This is a genomic window from Phycicoccus jejuensis (genome assembly GCF_000720925.1).
GTDB lineage: Bacteria > Actinomycetota > Actinomycetes > Actinomycetales > Dermatophilaceae > Phycicoccus > Phycicoccus jejuensis.
Genome location: NZ_JOEE01000001.1, coordinates 347,078 through 363,172, shown reverse-complemented (window position 1 = coordinate 363,172; position 16,095 = coordinate 347,078). Strand labels below are relative to the sequence as shown.

Annotated in this window: 19 protein-coding genes and 1 tRNA gene; 11 read left to right on the top strand and 9 right to left on the bottom strand. The window is 73.7% G+C overall.

The window, feature by feature from the left end; all coding sequences use genetic code 11:
* Window positions 1–37: 37 nt before the first annotated feature.
* Together IG69_RS0101720 and IG69_RS20745 are read left to right on the top strand one after the other, a co-directional pair.
* Window positions 38–328 carry a type II toxin-antitoxin system VapB family antitoxin gene (locus IG69_RS0101720; RefSeq protein ID WP_030526461.1) on the top strand — a complete coding sequence of 97 codons (291 nt, stop codon included), beginning with the start codon at window positions 38–40 and terminating at the stop codon, window positions 326–328.
* Between the two features lie 7 nt (window positions 329–335).
* Window positions 336–881: a LytR C-terminal domain-containing protein gene (locus IG69_RS20745; RefSeq protein WP_051750021.1), complete on the top strand. Its 546-nt coding sequence runs from the start codon at window positions 336–338 to the stop codon at window positions 879–881.
* A 239-nt stretch (window positions 882–1,120) separates the two neighbouring features.
* Here the strand turns inward: IG69_RS20745 and IG69_RS0101705 are convergent, their stop codons facing one another.
* From IG69_RS0101705 to IG69_RS0101690, 4 genes are all read right to left on the bottom strand, one after another.
* Window positions 1,121–1,744, bottom strand: coding sequence for a DedA family protein (locus IG69_RS0101705; RefSeq protein ID WP_245616065.1), 624 nt, complete (start codon window positions 1,742–1,744; stop codon window positions 1,121–1,123).
* A 390-nt stretch (window positions 1,745–2,134) separates the two neighbouring features.
* Window positions 2,135–2,224 (bottom strand) — tRNA-Ser (locus tag IG69_RS0101700).
* Between the two features lie 125 nt (window positions 2,225–2,349).
* Window positions 2,350–2,604: a GlsB/YeaQ/YmgE family stress response membrane protein gene (locus tag IG69_RS0101695; protein WP_030526458.1), complete on the bottom strand. Its 255-nt coding sequence runs from the start codon at window positions 2,602–2,604 to the stop codon at window positions 2,350–2,352.
* A 105-nt stretch (window positions 2,605–2,709) separates the two neighbouring features.
* Complete coding sequence (locus IG69_RS0101690) at window positions 2,710–3,159, bottom strand: nucleoside deaminase (RefSeq protein ID WP_036828648.1); 450 nt, start codon at window positions 3,157–3,159, stop codon at window positions 2,710–2,712.
* A 52-nt stretch (window positions 3,160–3,211) separates the two neighbouring features.
* Here IG69_RS0101690 and upp point away from each other — a divergent pair, with 52 nt between their 5' ends.
* From upp to IG69_RS0101670, 4 genes are all read left to right on the top strand, one after another.
* Window positions 3,212–3,853 (top strand): uracil phosphoribosyltransferase, encoded by a 642-nt coding sequence (upp, locus tag IG69_RS0101685; RefSeq protein ID WP_030526456.1) that lies wholly within the window; start codon window positions 3,212–3,214, stop codon window positions 3,851–3,853.
* Window positions 3,854–3,984: 131 nt separating this feature from the next.
* A complete protein-coding gene (locus IG69_RS22420) occupies window positions 3,985–4,152 on the top strand; it encodes a hypothetical protein (RefSeq protein ID WP_169742028.1) in 168 nt (55 codons plus the stop codon).
* A 3-nt stretch (window positions 4,153–4,155) separates the two neighbouring features.
* Entirely contained in the window at window positions 4,156–5,154 is a 999-nt protein-coding gene (locus IG69_RS20740; RefSeq protein ID WP_051750019.1) for a PH domain-containing protein, read from the top strand.
* A 73-nt stretch (window positions 5,155–5,227) separates the two neighbouring features.
* Window positions 5,228–6,715, top strand: coding sequence for an amino acid permease (locus tag IG69_RS0101670; protein WP_030526454.1), 1,488 nt, complete (start codon window positions 5,228–5,230; stop codon window positions 6,713–6,715).
* 62 nt (window positions 6,716–6,777) lie between these two features.
* On the opposite strand, the gene IG69_RS0101665 is transcribed toward IG69_RS0101670, so the two are convergent.
* The 3 genes from IG69_RS0101665 to IG69_RS0101655 form a co-directional block, all read right to left on the bottom strand.
* Complete coding sequence (locus tag IG69_RS0101665; protein ID WP_030526453.1) at window positions 6,778–7,698, bottom strand: hypothetical protein; 921 nt, start codon at window positions 7,696–7,698, stop codon at window positions 6,778–6,780.
* A 135-nt stretch (window positions 7,699–7,833) separates the two neighbouring features.
* Window positions 7,834–9,450 carry an amidophosphoribosyltransferase gene (purF, locus tag IG69_RS0101660; RefSeq protein ID WP_030526452.1) on the bottom strand — a complete coding sequence of 539 codons (1,617 nt, stop codon included), beginning with the start codon at window positions 9,448–9,450 and terminating at the stop codon, window positions 7,834–7,836.
* A 79-nt stretch (window positions 9,451–9,529) separates the two neighbouring features.
* Complete coding sequence (locus tag IG69_RS0101655; RefSeq protein WP_030526451.1) at window positions 9,530–9,772, bottom strand: hypothetical protein; 243 nt, start codon at window positions 9,770–9,772, stop codon at window positions 9,530–9,532.
* A 182-nt stretch (window positions 9,773–9,954) separates the two neighbouring features.
* Between IG69_RS0101655 and IG69_RS0101650 the strand changes: the two genes are divergently transcribed.
* The 4 genes from IG69_RS0101650 to IG69_RS0101635 all read left to right on the top strand — a co-directional run bounded on the left by IG69_RS0101650 (window position 9,955) and on the right by IG69_RS0101635 (window position 13,977).
* Window positions 9,955–11,541 carry a molybdopterin-dependent oxidoreductase gene (locus tag IG69_RS0101650; protein ID WP_051750017.1) on the top strand — a complete coding sequence of 529 codons (1,587 nt, stop codon included), beginning with the start codon at window positions 9,955–9,957 and terminating at the stop codon, window positions 11,539–11,541.
* 384 nt (window positions 11,542–11,925) lie between these two features.
* Window positions 11,926–12,573: a fasciclin domain-containing protein gene (locus IG69_RS0101645; protein ID WP_030526449.1), complete on the top strand. Its 648-nt coding sequence runs from the start codon at window positions 11,926–11,928 to the stop codon at window positions 12,571–12,573.
* A 22-nt stretch (window positions 12,574–12,595) separates the two neighbouring features.
* Window positions 12,596–13,198: an ECF RNA polymerase sigma factor SigK gene (sigK, locus tag IG69_RS0101640; protein ID WP_211250947.1), complete on the top strand. Its 603-nt coding sequence runs from the start codon at window positions 12,596–12,598 to the stop codon at window positions 13,196–13,198.
* On the top strand, window positions 13,195–13,977 hold the full coding sequence (locus IG69_RS0101635) for an anti-sigma factor (protein WP_030526447.1): 783 nt from the start codon (window positions 13,195–13,197) through the stop codon (window positions 13,975–13,977). The genes sigK and IG69_RS0101635 overlap by 4 nt, the downstream gene beginning before the upstream one ends.
* A 22-nt stretch (window positions 13,978–13,999) precedes the next feature.
* On the opposite strand, the gene IG69_RS0101630 is transcribed toward IG69_RS0101635, so the two are convergent.
* Window positions 14,000–14,863 (bottom strand): LLM class flavin-dependent oxidoreductase, encoded by an 864-nt coding sequence (locus IG69_RS0101630; protein ID WP_245616052.1) that lies wholly within the window; start codon window positions 14,861–14,863, stop codon window positions 14,000–14,002.
* Entirely contained in the window at window positions 14,860–15,237 is a 378-nt protein-coding gene (locus IG69_RS0101625; protein WP_030526445.1) for a sterol carrier family protein, read from the bottom strand. Before IG69_RS0101625 ends, IG69_RS0101630 begins: the two co-directional genes overlap by 4 nt.
* Before the next feature lie 43 nt (window positions 15,238–15,280).
* On the opposite strand from IG69_RS0101625, the gene IG69_RS0101620 reads away from it, so the two are divergent.
* The gene (locus tag IG69_RS0101620; RefSeq protein WP_030526444.1) at window positions 15,281–16,087 is read left to right on the top strand and encodes a spermidine synthase; all 807 of its coding nucleotides are present in this window, start codon (window positions 15,281–15,283) and stop codon (window positions 16,085–16,087) included.
* The last annotated feature ends 8 nt before the right edge of the window (window positions 16,088–16,095 follow it).

The following is a 16,095-nucleotide window of genomic DNA, read 5'->3' as shown; positions in this document are numbered from 1 at the left end:
CCGGACCTCGCCCGCCCGGCCCCATAGAGTGGTCGGCGTGATCTTCAAGGCCGTCGGCGACGCGCGCCCGTACCCGGACCACGGGTACACGGGGCGGCAGTGGTCGAACGTGCCCCCGCGGCTCGTCCGGCTCGACGAGCTCGTGACGACCAAGCGCGAGCTCGACCTGCACGCGCTGCTCGCCGAGGACTCGACGTTCTACGGCGACCTGTTCGCGCACGTCGTCGAGTGGGAGGGCACCCTCTACCTCGAGGACGGCCTGCACCGCGCCCTGCGCGCGGCCCTGCACCAGCGCCCGACCCTGCACGCCCGCGTGCTGGCCCTCTGAGCCCGCCGTGAGCGAGTACGCGGACGAGGCGCCGGTCTCCGTCGAGGCCCGCCGTCGCCGCCGTCGGGCGGTCGTCGTCATCGGCGTCGTCCTGCTCGGCCTGTTCTTCGCCTTCTGGTACGCCCTGTCGTACTACCGCGCCGACGAGCAGGCGCGGGCCAACCGCCCGCCCGCTGCCACCTGCCGGCCCTACGACCCGGACGAGCGCGTCCCCGGGCAGGTCACCGTGAACGTGTACAACGCGACGAACCGCCCCAACCTCGCCTCGCGCACGGCCCAGCAGCTCGAGAAGCAGGGCTTCGTCATCGGCAAGGTCGGCAACGACACCTCGACGCGGAAGACCCCCGCCGTGGCCGAGGTGCGCTACGGCGAGGCCGGGCGCGCCGACGCCACGCTGCTGATGAGCCTCATGCCCAAGGGGGCCAAGCCGGTCCTCGACGAGCGGACCGACGGCAGCGTCGAGGTCGCGCTGGGGACGAAGTTCACCACCGTCCGGCCCTACGTCGCCCCCTCCGGGCAGCTGCCGATGTGCCCGGAGCCCTCGGCCTCCTGATCCCGCGCGCCGTCGCGCCCGCGCGACGCGGCGGCCCTACGCCGCCCGCCATGGACACGGGGACGTACTTCGCGACGGTCCGGGCGGCGGGGACGGCGCTCGCGGTGATGCTGCTCTCGCTGGCGTGGCCGAGGCCGCCGTCGACGGCGTGTGGGTGTTCGTGCTGGCCGCGCTGCTGACCTTCGCCGGGTCGTGGGCCGCGGCCACGCTCGTCAACCCGCACGGGCGCCGCTGACCCCTCAGGCGCGCGCCGCGCGGTGGCTGCTGCGCCGGCGGCGGTGGACGAGCACCGCGACGAGGACGATGACCGCGACGACGACGAGCGAGCCGGTCCCGAGCCAGCTCTCGAGGCGCTGGTAGCTGCGGCCCGCGAGGTAGCCGCCGACGACGACCGTTGCCCCCCAGGCCAGCCCGCCGAGCAGGTTCCACACGAGGAAGGTCGGGTAGCGCAGGCCCGAGGAGCCGGCGAGCGCGGGGACGACCGCCCGCAGGAACGCGGTCCATCGGGCGAGGAAGACCGACACCGCGCCGCGCCGCACGAGGAAGTCCTGCGCCTGCTCCACGCGCGGCCGGGCGCGGCGCAGCATCCGGGCCTCGGTGAGCCGCGGTCCGAGCACCCGCCCGACCTCGTAGCCGATGCTGTCGCCGACGACCGCGGCGCCGATGACGACGACCGCGACCCAGGGCAGCGAGGTGTGCCCGATCGCGGCCGTCACGCCGCCGAGGATGGCGGCGGTCTCGCCGGGCACGACGAAGCCGACGAAGAGGGCGTCCTCGACGAGGACGACGAGCCCGACGACGAGGTAGACGACCCACGCCGGCTGCCCGAGGATCTGCTCGAGGAGGCTGGACACGAGCGACATCATCCACCGCGCAGCCGGCACGCGGGCCGGGAGTCGGCTGTGTCTCCGCTGTGGAGGTGGGTCCTCCCGGGATCCTCTCGCTACGGAAGGTTTCCCTTCCATCCGGCAAGGTTTCCCTTGTCCCACGCAAGGTTTCCCTTCCGCGGCGCACGGTCCCGGTGCGGGGTCGGGGTGACCTCGCCTTACCGGGGTGACCTCGTCGTGCCGGGGCGGCAGGACGGCACGGCACGGCGAGGGGACCGCGGCCGGGCGGGACCACCTCGGCACCGCAGCATCACCCCGGCACGGCGAGACCGCCCGGCTCAGCAGGACCACCCCGGCACGCCACGCGCGCCCCGGGCCGCGAGACGCGAGGACCCCCGGGCGCGGTGCGCCCGGGGGTCCCGGTGCTGGCGGTGGCGGTGGGATTTGAACCCACGGAGGGCGTAAACCCTCACACGCTTTCGAGGCGTGCTCCTTAGGCCGCTCGGACACGCCACCGCCGGAGAGGCTACCCGAGCCCCGGGACCGGCCGGAAATCGGGGCCGGGGACGCCACGACGCCGCCCCCGCGGAGGGTGGGGGCGGCGTCGTGGACAGGCGGCCGGAGGGTCCGGCCGAGCCGGGTCAGGCCCGCTTGGTGACGGCCTTGACGGCGAACAGGAGGATGCACGCGCCGATGAGCGCGGTGATGAAGCTGACGATGATGCCGCTGCCGTCGGTGTCGACGCCGAACGCGCCGAGGAGGAAGCCGCCGATGAGGGCGCCGATGATGCCGACGACGATGTTGAGGATGATGCCCTGCTGCGCGTCGGTGTTCATGATCTTGCTCGCGACCCAGCCGGCGAGACCGCCGATGATGATCCAGCCGATGATGCCCATGGGGTGGCCCTTTCGTTCACACGTGCACAGCCCCGGTCGGAGCCGTTCGTTGTCGAACCTAGCAGGAACGTTCGACAGAGTTTCGACACGGTGCAGACGAACTGGTCAGGCGCCCGACGACGCCCCTCGGTGCCCCGCGAAGAAGTCGCGCACGACCGCCCCGCAGTCCTCCTCGAGTACCCCGCCGACGACCTCGACCCGGTGCGTCACCCGCCGGTCCCGCGGCACGTCCCACACCGACCCGCACGCCCCGAGCTTGGGGTCCCACGCCCCGAGGACGACCTGCGCCACGCGGGCGAGGACGAGCGCCCCGGCGCACATCGGGCAGGGCTCCATCGTCACGACGAGCCGGCAGCCCTCGAGCCGCCAGGTGCCGAGGGCCCGCGCCGCGGCCCGCAGCGCGACCACCTCGGCGTGCCCGGTGGGGTCGCCCTCGGCCTCGCGGACGTTGAACCCCTCGCCGACGACGACGCCGGCGGGGTCGACGACGACCGCCCCGACGGGCACGTCACCGGCGGCCGCGGCGCGCCCGGCGAGGGCCAGCGCCCGGCGCATCCACGCCTCGGCGGCGGGGTCGGGTGGAGTCGGCACGCGCTAAGTTTCACCCATGCGCGTGATCAACCCGGACCACCGGCTCATCGCCCACAAGCTGACCTACCTCCGGGACAAGCGGACGGACTCGCCGACCTTCCGCCGCCTCGCCGAGGAGCTGATGACCCTCCTCGCCTACGAGGCGACGCGCGAGGTCCGCGTGGAGCCGTTCGAGATCGAGACGCCGGTCGCGCCCACGACGGGCATCAAGCTCTCCAACCCCAAGCCGCTCATCGTCCCGATCCTGCGCGCCGGGCTCGGGATGCTCGAGGGCATGGTCCGGCTGCTGCCGAGCGCCGAGGTCGGCTTCCTCGGGATGCAGCGCGACGAGGAGACCCTCGAGGCCGTCACGTACGCCAACCGCCTGCCCGACGACCTCTCCGGCCGCCAGGTCTACGTCCTCGACCCGATGCTCGCGACGGGTGGCTCGATGGCCGACGCCATCCGCTACCTCGTCGAGCGCGGCGCCGACGACATCACCGCGGTCACCCTGCTCGCAGCCCCCGAGGGGATCGCGCACCTCGAGGAGTCGGTCGCCGACCTCAGCGCGCCGGTCACCCTCGTCACCGGTGCCATCGACGAGAAGCTCAACGAGGTCGGCTACATCGTGCCGGGCCTCGGCGACGCGGGTGACCGCCTCTACGGCGTCGCGCAGTAGCCCGCGCCCCGGTCGGGGCCGGGCGCGACACGCCCGGTCCCAGCCACCTCGTTCGTCACACCCGTCACATCTGGGACGATCATCGGCGAGGCGTGCCCCACGCCGCGCCCGCACGCAGGAGGATCCACGCCATGCCCCCGGTCAAGAAGATCGTGATGTGGCTCGTCGTCGTCTTCCTCCTGTACGCGATCCTCACCTCGCCCGACTCCGCCGCGAGCATCTTCGGCTCGGCCTGGGACGTCGTCTCCAACGGCGTGAGCAACATCGGGCGCTTCTTCGACAGCCTGCTGAACGGCTGACCCGTGCGCCGGGCCCACTCCGTCACGGACGGGACCCCGGACAGCGTCGAGGTCGACCTCGAGGCGATGCCCCGGCGGGTGGCCCGCAGCCTCGAGCGGCAGCTCGCGCAGGGTGAGCGCATCGTCATCCGCACCCGCCAGCACCCGGCGGTCCTCCTGCGCCAGGCGCTCTGGCCCGCGGCCGCGCTCGTCGTCTACCTGTGGTTCGACGCCGGGCTGCACGTGGCCGAGCCCCTGCTGCGGCTGACCGGCATCGTCCTGCTCGTCGGCCTGGCCCGGCTCGGCTGGGCCGAGCTGCAGCGGCGCTACCGCTGGATCGTCGTGACGAACAAGCGCATCCTGCGTCACGAGGGCGTCCTCGACGTCAGCGTGCCGATGATGCGGCTCACCAAGGTCACCGACATGACCTACCGGCGACCGCTCGTCGGTGAGCTGCTCGGGTTCGGCACGATCATCATCGAGAGCGCCGGCCAGGAGCAGGGCCTGCGCGAGCTGACCTTCATCCCCGAGCCCGACCACGTCAACGCCGCCCTCAACTCCGAGATCTTCGGTGAGAAGCCGCGCGAACGCCGTTCCGGCACAGGGCGGTCGTGGCCGAAGCTGCCCCGGCGTCCGCGCCGCCGCGATGACGGACCAGACGGGCCCGACGGCTCGGACGGGCCCGACGACGGCGGCGGTGGCCCGCCGCGTGGCCGCGGCCCGCGCGGCACGGACCCCAGCGTCCCCGGTGGCGGGGTCTCGGTCACCGACCCCGGCTACCCGTCGATGCCCACGAGCGGGACGACCCGCGCGCCGGAGTCCTGGTACCGCAGCTCCAACCTCGCGCCGCGCTCGCTCGGCGACACCGGCGAGATCCCGGTGGTGCGCACCGGTACCCACGCCGACGACGCGCCCTTCGACCAGGACGCCGCGCCGGCACGCGGGGCCCGCGGGACCGACGACGACCACGCGCGCGCCATCCCGCTCTACCCGCCGCGGGAGTGGGTCGACGAGCGACCCTGACCGCAACCCCCGCAGGGGGTTCGGTGTCCGCTAGCGTCTCGGCTGCCGAGAGCACCGACGACGGGAGCGTGTCATGGGCGTCATGCGGACCAAGACGATCGAGGAGTCGATCAAGGAGACCGAGGACCCGGAGTTCCAGCTCAAGAAGAAGCTGTCCGCCCTCGACCTCACGGTCTTCGGGATCGGCGTCATCATCGGCGCCGGCATCTTCACGCTGACCGGTCGCGCGGCCGCCGACTACGCGGGCCCGTCCATCGCGATCTCGTTCGTCCTCGCCGCGGTCTGCTGCGGGCTCGCGGCGCTCTGCTACGCCGAGTTCGCCTCCACCGTGCCGGTGTCCGGGTCGGCGTACACGTTCTCGTACGCGTCGCTCGGCGAGATCGTCGCGTGGATCATCGGCTGGGACCTCCTGCTCGAGCTGATGCTCGGCGCGAGCGTCGTCGCCCAGGGCTGGTCGCAGTACGCGACGCTCCTGCTCGACAAGTTCGGCGTGACCGTGCCCGAGGCCGTCGCCCCCGGCTCGCACTTCGACCTGCCGGCGTTCGTGCTCGTCGCGCTGCTCACCGCGCTCATCGCGATCGGCATCAAGGAGTCGCTGCGGGTCAACCTCGTGCTCGTCGCGGTCAAGCTCTTCATCGTCCTCTTCGTCATCTTCGCCGGCCTGGCGTTCGTCAACAGCGCGAACTACTCGCCGTTCGTCCCGCCGGCCACCGCGGGCGAGCAGACGAGCGGCCTGACGGCTCCGCTCATCCAGGTGCTCTTCGGCCTCGAGCCGACGACGTACGGAGTGCTCGGCATCGTCTCCGGCGCGGCCATCGTCTTCTTCGCGTACATCGGCTTCGACGTCGTCGCGACGACCGCCGAGGAGGCGAAGAACCCGCAGCGCGACCTGCCGATCGGCATCATCGCCTCGCTCGTCATCTGCACCGTCCTCTACGTCGCGACGACGCTCGTCATCACCGGGATGGTCAAGTACGACAAGATCAACCCGGACGCCGCGCTCGCCGCAGCCTTCGAGTCGGTCGGGAAGCCGGGGTACGCGACCCTGATCGCCGCCGGCGCCGTCGCGGGCCTGATGACCGTCGTCATGACGCTGATCATCGGTGCGACCCGCGTGACCTTCGCGATGTCCCGCGACCGGCTGCTGCCGCCCTCGATCGGCCGCACGAACCCGCGCACCGGCACGCCCGTGCGGCTGACGCTCGCCATCGGCACCGTCGTCGCCCTCGTCGCTTCGCTGACGCCCATCGGCAAGCTCGAGGAGATGGTCAACATCGGCACGCTGTCGGCGTTCGCGCTCGTCTCGCTCGCCGTGCCGGTGCTCCGCAAGCGCCGTCCCGACCTCCAGCGGGCCTTCAAGGTCCCCGGCAACCCCGTGCTGCCGGTCCTCGCGGCGCTCATCAGCATCTACCTCATGCTCAACCTGTCGGTGGAGACGTGGCTGCGGTTCCTCATCTGGATGCTGCTCGGCTTCGGCATCTACTTCTTCTACGGGTACAAGCGCTCGCGGCTGCACGGTCGCACCGACGAGGACGACGCCAAGGTCGCCGCCGACGCCTGACGCCTCACTCCGTTCGAGGTATTCCGCCTGCGTCAGAGCGCGGTGGGATACCTCGAACCACGTCAGGCGGTGCGCTGCGCGTACGCCGTGACGATCTGGTCGAGGTAGGCATCCCGCTGCAGACGCCAGCCGATGACCGGCACCCGCAGCACGAGGTCATCCCCGAGGACGACGGCGTTCTGCCGAAGCGCGTCGTCCGAGGGTGCGAGCCCCCGGGTGTGACCCGCTCCGTCGACCTCGACGACGAGCCGCGCCTGGTCCCAGTGCACGTCGAGGTACACGCGGCCGTCGGGCAACCTGCGGACCACCTGCCGGTCGGGTGGCGGCAGACCGCGCCGCCGGCACACGTCCACGACGTCCAGCTCACCCAGGCTGTGCGCGCCCCCCGCCACGTCCGCCGCGACGGCAGCGACGAACGCTCGTCGGTTCCGCCCTCGGACCTCCGCCACAGCCTCCAGCAGCTGGGCCCCGGTGCACAGACGCTGCTGGACCGGGAGCACGAGGAGCAGCGCGGCCTGGCGGTCGCTCAGCGCCCAGTGCGCCGCCCGCACGGCCGCCACCGCGGGACGAGACCGCGGGAGCCCGGGCAACGCCGCGTCGGACGGCAGCCTCGTCCCGACCTTGCGGGTGGCGATCCCCTCCCGCCGGCGCACGGACACCGTGTGCGGCACCGACACGTGGACGAGCTCGTCGACGTACCCGACCATCCCAGCGTGATGGAGGGCCGAGGCGCCGTCGACGACCGCGATGCGCTCGCCGACCTCCCAGACGGCGCTCCAGCGCCGAGCCAGCGGGCCGAGGGGCCCACGGGTCATCGCGACCGTGCGGGCGCCGTGCACCGCCCACCGGTCGGCGATCACCTCACGACGCACCATCGCGTCGTCGACGTCTGCGGCGCGCAGCAGGGCACGCGAGATGACGCCGCCGTACTCCTCGGCGGCCATCTCCGCGCGGCGTCGGCGCTCGACCGGTCGATCCCCCATCGCCGCCACCCTTTCGCGGCGACGGCGGCACGCGACAGTGAGTCCGGCGAATCTGTGGACAGCCCGCATCGGTCGAGGTATCCCACCGTCATCTGCCGGCAGCGCAATACCTCGAACCGCGGCGAACCGTCGGGGTCAGGGGCGCAGGACCGCCTCGGAGGCGCCACCGCCGGCCGAGGTCTGCACCCCGTCGACGTCGAGCACCGGCACGTCGACGAGGGGCGCCTGACGGTGCGGGTGCCGCTCCCCCAGCTGCCGCTGCGCGGGGGCGCCGTCGTCGTCGAGGGGGAGCTCGAGCTCGAGCACGCCCTTGCCGAGCCGGCCGTCCTCGGGCAGCGTCACCGGGTACCGCCCCGAGAAGCACGCCGTGCACAGGCGCTCGCGCGGCTGCTCGGTCGCCCCGATCATCCCGTCCTCCGAGATGTACCCGAGGCTGTCGGCGCCGATGGAGTTGCGCACCTCCTCGACCCCGAGGCCGGTGGCGATGAGCTCGGCCCGGGTCGCGAAGTCGATGCCGTAGAAGCACGGCCAGCGCACCGGCGGCGACGAGATGCGCACGTGCACCTCGGCGGCCCCGGCCTCGCGCAGCATCCGCACGAGCGCGCGCTGCGTGTTGCCGCGGACGATCGAGTCGTCGACGACGACGAGCCGCTTGCCCCGGATGACGTCGCGCAGCGGGTTGAGCTTGAGCCGGATGCCGAGCTGCCGGATGGTCTGCGACGGGGCGATGAAGGTCCGCCCGACGTAGGAGTTCTTGACCAGGCCCTGGCCGTAGGGGATGCCCGACTCCTGCGCGTAGCCGATGGCGGCGGGCGTGCCGGACTCCGGCGTCGGCATGACGAGGTCGGCCTCGACCGGGTGCTCGCGCGCCAGCTGCCGGCCCATCTGGACCCGCGACTCGTGCACGCCGCGGCCGTTGATCGTCGTGTCCGGGCGGGCGAGGTAGACGTACTCGAAGACGCAGCCCTTGGGCTCGGCCTCGGCGAAGCGCTGCGAGCGCAGGCCGTCCTCGTCGATGGCGACGAGCTCACCGGGCTCGACCTCGCGGACGAAGGAGGCGCCGACGATGTCGAGCGCCGCGGTCTCGGACGCCACGACCCAGCCGCGCTCGAGGCGGCCGATGACGAGCGGCCGGATGCCCTGCGGGTCGCGCGCCGCGTAGAGCGTGTGCTCGTCCATGAAGACGAGGCAGAAGGCGCCGCGCAGCATCGGCAGCACCTCGAGCGCCGCGGCCTCGACGGTGCGGTCGGGGTCGGCGGTCAGCAGCGCGGTGACGAGCGCGGTGTCGGTCGTGTTGCCGCGGGCGAGCTCCCCGCGCTGGCCGTCGACGCGGTGGCCGGCGACGACATCGCGCAGCTCGGCCGAGTTGATGAGGTTGCCGTTGTGCGCGAGCGCGACGGTGCCGCCGGCGTGCCCGTCGAGGGTCGGCTGGGCGTTCTCCCAGGTCGAGCCACCGGTCGTCGAGTAGCGGCAGTGGCCGACGGCGAGGTGACCGCGCAGCGCCCCGAGCGAGCGCTCGTCGAACACCTGCGAGACCAGGCCCATGTCCTTGTAGACGAGCAGGCGGCTGCCGTCCGAGGTCGCGATGCCCGCCGACTCCTGGCCGCGGTGCTGCAGCGCGTACAGGCCGTAGTAGGCGAGCTTGGCGACCTCCTCGCCCGGCGCCCAGACCCCGAACACGCCGCACGCGTCCTGGGGCCCCTTCTCACCGGGAAGGAGGTCGTGGCTGAGGCGTCCGTCTCCGCGTGGCACGTGCTCCATCCTCTCACGCGGCGGGCCGAGCCCCGGGGGAGTCCGGCCGCCGGACGGGAGCGCGGCCGGCGCGGAGGGGTCAGTCCCGGCGGGAGAGGCGCTCCAGGCCCAGCGCGAGGAGCGCGGCGAGGAGCGCGAAGAGGCAGGCGCCGAGGACGCCGAGGTAGCCGACGGCGGTCGTGGCCGAGTACTGCTTCTGCGCGAGGACCGTGTCGGTGTTCTCCAGCCAGCCGAAGTCCGCGACCGCGGCGCCCAGGACGAACCCGAGGACCGCGCCCGTGAGGATGAACGGGAGGAAGCGGGGAGGGCGGGCGGTCTTCACGCCTCCCACGGTAGGTGACGCGGCGGGCGCCGGCCGCATCCGCGGCGGGCGCCGTCGAGGGTTGGGCCGCCCGCAGGCATCCCGGGCGACCACCTCCCCGGGCCCCCGGCGCCGCGGGAGGATGGTGCTCTCCCCGCCTGCCGCGCGCCATCCGCCGGGCCCGCCCGCTCCGAAGGACTGCCATGACCACCACCTCCCCCCAGACCGCAGCCACGCAGCGGCCGGCCCGCGGCTGGTACGCCTTGGGCACGCTGCTCGCGACGGCCGCCGGGGCGGGCGTCGGCCACCTCGTCGCCGGCTTCGTGGCCCCCGAGTCCTCCCCCGTCCTCGCCGTCGGGTCCACCGTCATCGACGCCACGCCCACCCCCGTCAAGGAGTGGGCGGTCTCGACGTTCGGCACGGCCGACAAGCCGATCCTCGTCGGGTCCGTCACCGTCGTCACGCTGCTCCTCGCCGGGCTCGCCGGTGTCGTCGCCCGCCGCCGGCGCACGCTCGGCCTGGCGATCGTCGGCGTCCTCGCCGTGCTGGCGCTCGCGGCCGCGGCCACCCGCCCCACCGCGTCGGCCGTCTCGCTCCTGCCCGGGTTCGTCACCGCGGTCGTCGGCGTGCTGGCCGCCGGATGGTTCCTCGGCGTCCTCGACCGCTGGGGCGCTGCCTCGGCGGACCCGGCCTCGGGCGCCGGTCCCGACCGCACCGCCCACGGCGACGGCACGAGCGGGCGTCGCACCGTCCTCGCCGCGGCCGCCGGCCTCGGTGCGGTCGCCGCGACCGGTGGCGGCATCGGCCAGTCCCTCGCCCGCAGCACGGCGTCGACCGGTGACGTCGTCCTCCCGACCCCGGCGACGACGCTGGAGCCCCTCCCCCAGGGCCTCGAGGAGATGGTCCGCGGGGTGTCCTCGTTTCGCACGCCGAACGACGCCTTCTACCGGATCGACACCGCCCTCGTCATCCCCCGGGTCGGCACCGACGGGTGGAAGCTCACCGTCGACGGGATGGTCGACAACCCGTTCTCGCTGACCTTCGAGGAGCTGCTCAAGCTCCCGATGATCGAGAAGGACATCACCCTGACCTGCGTCTCGAACGAGGTCGGCGGCCCCTACGTCGGCTCCGCCCGCTGGCTCGGCGTCCCCGTCCGCGACCTGCTCGAGCGGGCCGGCGTGCAGCAGGGCGTCGACCAGATCTTCAGCGAGTCGACCGAGGGGATGACCATCTCGACCCCCCTCCAGGCGCTGATGGACGACCGCGACGCCCTCGTCGCCGTCGGGATGAACGGCAAGCCGCTGCCCCCGGTGCACGGCTTCCCCGCGCGCCTCGTGACGCCCGGCCTCTACGGCTTCGTCGGCGCGACGAAGTGGCTGACCAAGCTGACCGCGACGACGTACGCGCAGAAGACGGCGTACTGGACCGGCAAGGACTGGGCGACCGACGCACCCATCTACACCGAGAGCCGGATCGACACCCCGAAGCCCCTCTCGACCGCCACGGCGGGGAAGATCGTCGTCGGCGGTGTCGCCTGGGCGCAGCAGCGCGGCATCGAGAAGGTCGAGGTCCGGGTCGACGGCGGCGACTGGGCCGAGGCGAAGCTCGGCAACGACGCCGGCATCGACTACTGGCGCCAGTGGTACTGGGAGTGGGACGCCCCCGCCGGACGCCACACCCTCGAGGTCCGCGCGACCGACGAGACCGGTGAGGTGCAGACCGAGAAGCGGCAGACGCCCTTCCCCAAGGGCGCGACCGGCTGGCACTCGGTGGTCGTCACCATCGAGTGACGGTCACCCTGATGCCCGGCAGCGCATCGGCCTGTCGGACAGCGTGATCCACGACACAGCGGCGGTCGGCTCCCCACGGAGCCGGCCGCCGCTGCCGTCCGTGTACGCGGTCGCGGGGACGGTACGCCGGCCCGGCCGACACACGAGTTCGTCTACGAGACAAGGCATCCGAGCCCTTGTCTCGTGGACATTTCGGGGTGACCCCGAAATGTCGAGGCCGGAGGGGTGGGTGGGACGGGGCGGGGCGGGGAGCGTTTCCGTGCCGGTCGCACGGGCCGTTCGGAGGTTCCTCGAAAAAAGTTGCCGTCCAACCCATCCGGCCACCGAGCAGCTCCGAACCAGATGTGTACGCAGGACAACGACACACCGCAAGGAGACACCCCCATGCGCAAGACCCGCCTCACCGTCGCCGCCCTGGCGCTCGCCCTCCCCCTGAGCCTCGCGGCCTGCGGCTCGGACGACAGCGCCACGAGCGGTTCGGGCACGAGCTCCTCCGCCGCCGCGACCTCCGCCGCTCCCTCGGCCAGCCCCTCGGACACCGCCACCATGGCCGACGCCCCGTTCGGCTCCGCCTGCTCGGCCGTCCCGGCCGACGGCGCCGGCTCCTTCGACGGCATGGCCCAGGACCCGGTCGCCACCGCGGCGAGCAACAACCCGGTCCTGTCCACCCTCGTCACCGCGGTCGGCGAGGCCGGCCTCGGCGACACGCTGAACAGCGCCAAGGACATCACCGTCTTCGCCCCGACCAACGACGCCTTCGAGGCGCTGCCCAAGGCGACGCTCGACGCGGCGATGAAGGACCCGAAGGGCCTGCTCACCACGGTCCTCACCAACCACGTCGTCGAGGGCCGGCTCTCCCCGGACCAGCTCGCGGGTGAGCACAAGACCCTCTCGGGCAAGTCGATCGACGTCATGGGCTCCGGCGAGGACTTCACCGTGACCCCGGGCGACGCGAAGATCGTCTGCGGCAACGTCCAGACCGCCAATGCCACGGTCTACATCATCGACAAGGTTCTCGTCCCCGAGAGCTGATCCATCAGCGATGATGAACGACATGACAGCCGCCTCCCCGGGACAGCCCACCACTGCACCCGGGGGGGCGGCTGCCACCGCGTCCGACCTGGCGGAGCTGCTCCGCCGGTCGGCGCGGGGCGACGAGGAGGCGTTCGCCGCCCTGTACGACGCGACCTCACGGCGCGTCTTCGGGCTGGTGCTGCGCATCGTGCGTGACCACGCGATGAGCGAGGAGGTCACCCAGGAGGTGTACCTCGACGTGTGGCGCACGAGCTCCCGGTTCGACGCCGCGAAGGGCAGCGCCCTGTCGTGGCTGATGACCATCGCCCACCGCGCGGCGGTGGACCGGGTCCGCTCGAGCGAGGCGTCCCGCCGCCGCGACGACGCCCACGCCGTCGCGACCCGCGAGGTGGAGTTCGACCAGACCGCGGAGTCCGCCCAGACCTCCCTCGAGGGCCAGCGCGTGCGCCGGGCCCTCGCCACCCTCACCGAGGCCCAGCGCAGCGCCGTGGAGCTCGCCTACCTCGGGGGGTACACGCACACCGAGGTGGCGAAGCTCCTCGGTGTGCCCCTCGGAACAGCGAAGACCAGGATCCGGGACGGCCTCATCCGCCTCCGGGACACGTTGGGAGTACCGGCATGAGCCCCGACCTTCACCACCTCAGCGGCGCCTATGCGGTCGACGCCCTCGACCGCGACGAGCGCGACGGCTTCGAGCAGCACCTCGCCGCCTGCGCGGCCTGCCGCGCCGAGGTCGGCGAGCTCACCGACGCCGCGCACTCCCTCGGCGCCCTCACCGAGGCCACCCCGTCCGCCGAGCTGCGCTCCGCCGTCCTCGCCGGCATCACCCGCGTCCGCCCGCTGCCGCCGCTCGTCGCCGACGAGCGCGCCGACGAGCCACCCGCCGTCGTCACGCCCGGCGTGCCCACGGTCGGCGAGGCCGCCGCCACCGGCACCGGAGCCCGGGTCATCCCGCTCTTCCGGCGCACGAGCACCTGGCTCGTCGCCGCCGCCGCCGCGGCGGTCGTCGCGGTGGGTGGCGTCGCGTGGAGCCCGTGGTCCGGCGACCAGCCGGCGCTCACCGCCATCCAGCAGGTCGAGCGCGCCCAGGACGCCGCCACGGTGACCAGCCACAAGGGCGCGACGACCGCGACCCTCGCCTACAGCCGGCAGATGGACCAGTCGGCGATCACCGTCACCGGGATGCCCCCGGCGCCGGACGGCAAGGTCTACCAGCTCTGGTACGTCGGCTCCGACGAGATCGCCCGCTCCGCGGGCTTCCTCACCCCGGCCGACGGCCGCGGCCAGGCCGTCCTCGACGGGCAGATCGACGGCGCCGCCGCGGTCGGCGTCACGGTCGAGCCGGCCGGTGGGTCGACCGCCCCGACGACGACGCCGATCCTCGTCATGGCCGTCGCCTGACGACGACCGAGCCCTGCGCGCGTCAGCGCCCGAGCGACCCCGCCACCTCCTCGAGGACGGCGGGGTCGCCCGCGTACGGGCCCTGCGCGCGCGGCCAGTGGCTGACGACGTCGGTGAAGCCCAGCTCCGCGGCGCGCCCGGTCATCTCGGCGTGCAGCCCGGCCGACTCCAGCGAGAAGCGCGGCGAGGAGTCGAGCGAGAGGTAGCGGTCGAGCGGCCCGCGCCCGGCGGCCCCGACGGCGTCGTCGAAGCGCGCCACCAGCTCGCGGACGTGGTCGAACCACGCGTCGAGCGTGTCGCCCTTGCCGCCGTAGGTGACCCAGCCGTCGGCGTGGCGCGCGGCGAGCCGGACCGATCGCGGGCCGTTGGCGGCGACGAGGAGCGGCACGCGGTGGCGCACCGGCCCGGGCAGTGTGCGGGCGTCCTGCGTCCGGTACCACGTGCCGTCGTGGTCGACGTGGTCCTCGCGCAGGAGCCGGTCGAGCAGCGGCACGAACTCGTGGAAGCGGTCGACCCGCTCGCGCAGCGCGAGGTCGGCGCCGAGCAGGCGGGCGTCGAGGTCGCCGCCGGTGCCGACGCCGCAGAGGAAGCGACCGCCGGTCAGGTCGTCGAGCGTGATGACGTCGCGCGCGTACGTGTACGGGTGGTTCTGGTTGGGGGACGACACGAACGTGCCCAGGCCGATGCGCTCGGTCACGCCGGCCGCCGCCGCGAGGGTCGGCATCGCGCTGAACCACGGGCTGTCCGGCAGACCGCCCCACACGAGGTGGTCGTAGGTCCACGCGTGGTGGAAGCCCATCTCCTCGACGGCCCTCCACCGCGGCCCGCTGGCGGCCCACGGCTCGTCGGTGAGGAGGACGACGCCCTGGCGCACCCCGGCGCTCACGCCCGGTCCTCCCGGCCCAGGGGCAGCAGCCCGGAGAGGTCGGCCCGGGTGCCGCTGACCCGCAGCACGCCCTCGGCGAGGGCCTGCGACCACGGGATCTCGCCCTGGACGAGGCGCAGCCAGGTCTCGGCGTCGGTCTCGACGACGTTGGGCGGGGTGCCGCGCGTGTGCCGCGGACCCTCGACGCACTGGATGACCCCGTACGGGGGGACCCGCACCTCGACGCTGTTGCCGGGCGCGCGGGTGGCGAGCTCCTCGAGGGCGTACCGGACGGCGGTGCCGCGCGTGGCGCGGTCGGTGCCGTCGGGGTCGGCGTGCCACCGGCGCAGGGCCGCGCGGCCGAGCTCGGGGTCGGTGCGGCGTCGGGGAGGCATGCCCCCGACGCTACCGAAGCGCACCCACGCATAGCCTTCCCCCGTGGGCGAGGTGCGGGTCGAGGTCGAGGGCGGGGTCGCCGCCGTGCTCCTCGACGGCTTCCCGCAGTCAGCCGTCGACCTCGACGACCCCACCGTCCTGCACTTCGAGTACGTGCAGCAGCTCGCGCTCGTCGTCGACGCGCTCGCCCCGGCCGGGACGCTGCGCGTGACGCACGTCGGAGGCGGCGGGCTGACCCTGCCGCGGTGGGTGCACGCGACGCGGCCCGGCTCGCCGCAGATCGTCCTCGAGCCCGACGTCGCGCTGACCGAGCAGGTGCGCCGCGACGTCCCGCTCCCCCGCGGCCACCGGATGCGGGTGCGCCCGGTCGGCGGCGAGGAGGGCGTCGCCGCACTCGCCGACGGCAGCGCCGACGTCGTCGTCCTCGACGCGTTCGTCGACGGCCGGGTCCCCGCGGGCCTGACGACCGTCGAGTGGATGGCCGACGTCCGCCGCGTCCTCGCCCCCGCCGGCCTGCTGCTCGCCAACGTCACCGACGAGCCGGGGATGCGCTACGCGGCGCGGGTCGCCGCCGGCGCCCAGGAGGTGTTCGGGCACACCGCGTTCGTCGGGCTGCACGAGGTCCTCAAGGGGCGGCGCTTCGGCAACGTGGTGCTCGTCGCCTCCCCCGGCCCGCTCGACCTGTACACGCTGCGGCGCGCCGCCGCCTCCGCCGTCCTGCCGACGGGGGTCCTGCCGTGGGCCGACGTCGCCCGCCGGGTCCCGGGCGCGCGGCCGCTGCGCTCCGGGGACGGCACCGCGGTGCCGTCCCCGGAGCCCCCGGACCCGGGTGGGTGGCGGGTGCGCTGACCCCCGGC

Coding starts and splice junctions, on each gene's coding strand:
- IG69_RS0101705 (WP_245616065.1), bottom strand. CDS start 1,744: ATGTCGCTCGTGTCCAGCCTCCTCGAGCAGATCCTCGGGCAGCCGGCG.
- IG69_RS0101695 (WP_030526458.1), bottom strand. CDS start 2,604: ATGGGCATCATCGGCTGGATCATCATCGGCGGTCTCGCCGGCTGGGTC.
- IG69_RS0101690 (WP_036828648.1), bottom strand. CDS start 3,159: ATGCGCCGGGCGCTGGCCCTCGCCGGGCGCGCCGCGGCCGCCGGTGAC.
- upp (WP_030526456.1), top strand. CDS start 3,212: ATGCGCGTGATCAACCCGGACCACCGGCTCATCGCCCACAAGCTGACC.
- IG69_RS22420 (WP_169742028.1), top strand. CDS start 3,985: ATGCCCCCGGTCAAGAAGATCGTGATGTGGCTCGTCGTCGTCTTCCTC.
- IG69_RS0101670 (WP_030526454.1), top strand. CDS start 5,228: ATGGGCGTCATGCGGACCAAGACGATCGAGGAGTCGATCAAGGAGACC.
- IG69_RS0101665 (WP_030526453.1), bottom strand. CDS start 7,698: ATGGGGGATCGACCGGTCGAGCGCCGACGCCGCGCGGAGATGGCCGCC.
- IG69_RS0101650 (WP_051750017.1), top strand. CDS start 9,955: ATGACCACCACCTCCCCCCAGACCGCAGCCACGCAGCGGCCGGCCCGC.
- IG69_RS0101645 (WP_030526449.1), top strand. CDS start 11,926: ATGCGCAAGACCCGCCTCACCGTCGCCGCCCTGGCGCTCGCCCTCCCC.
- sigK (WP_211250947.1), top strand. CDS start 12,596: ATGACAGCCGCCTCCCCGGGACAGCCCACCACTGCACCCGGGGGGGCG.
- IG69_RS0101635 (WP_030526447.1), top strand. CDS start 13,195: ATGAGCCCCGACCTTCACCACCTCAGCGGCGCCTATGCGGTCGACGCC.
- IG69_RS0101625 (WP_030526445.1), bottom strand. CDS start 15,237: ATGCCTCCCCGACGCCGCACCGACCCCGAGCTCGGCCGCGCGGCCCTG.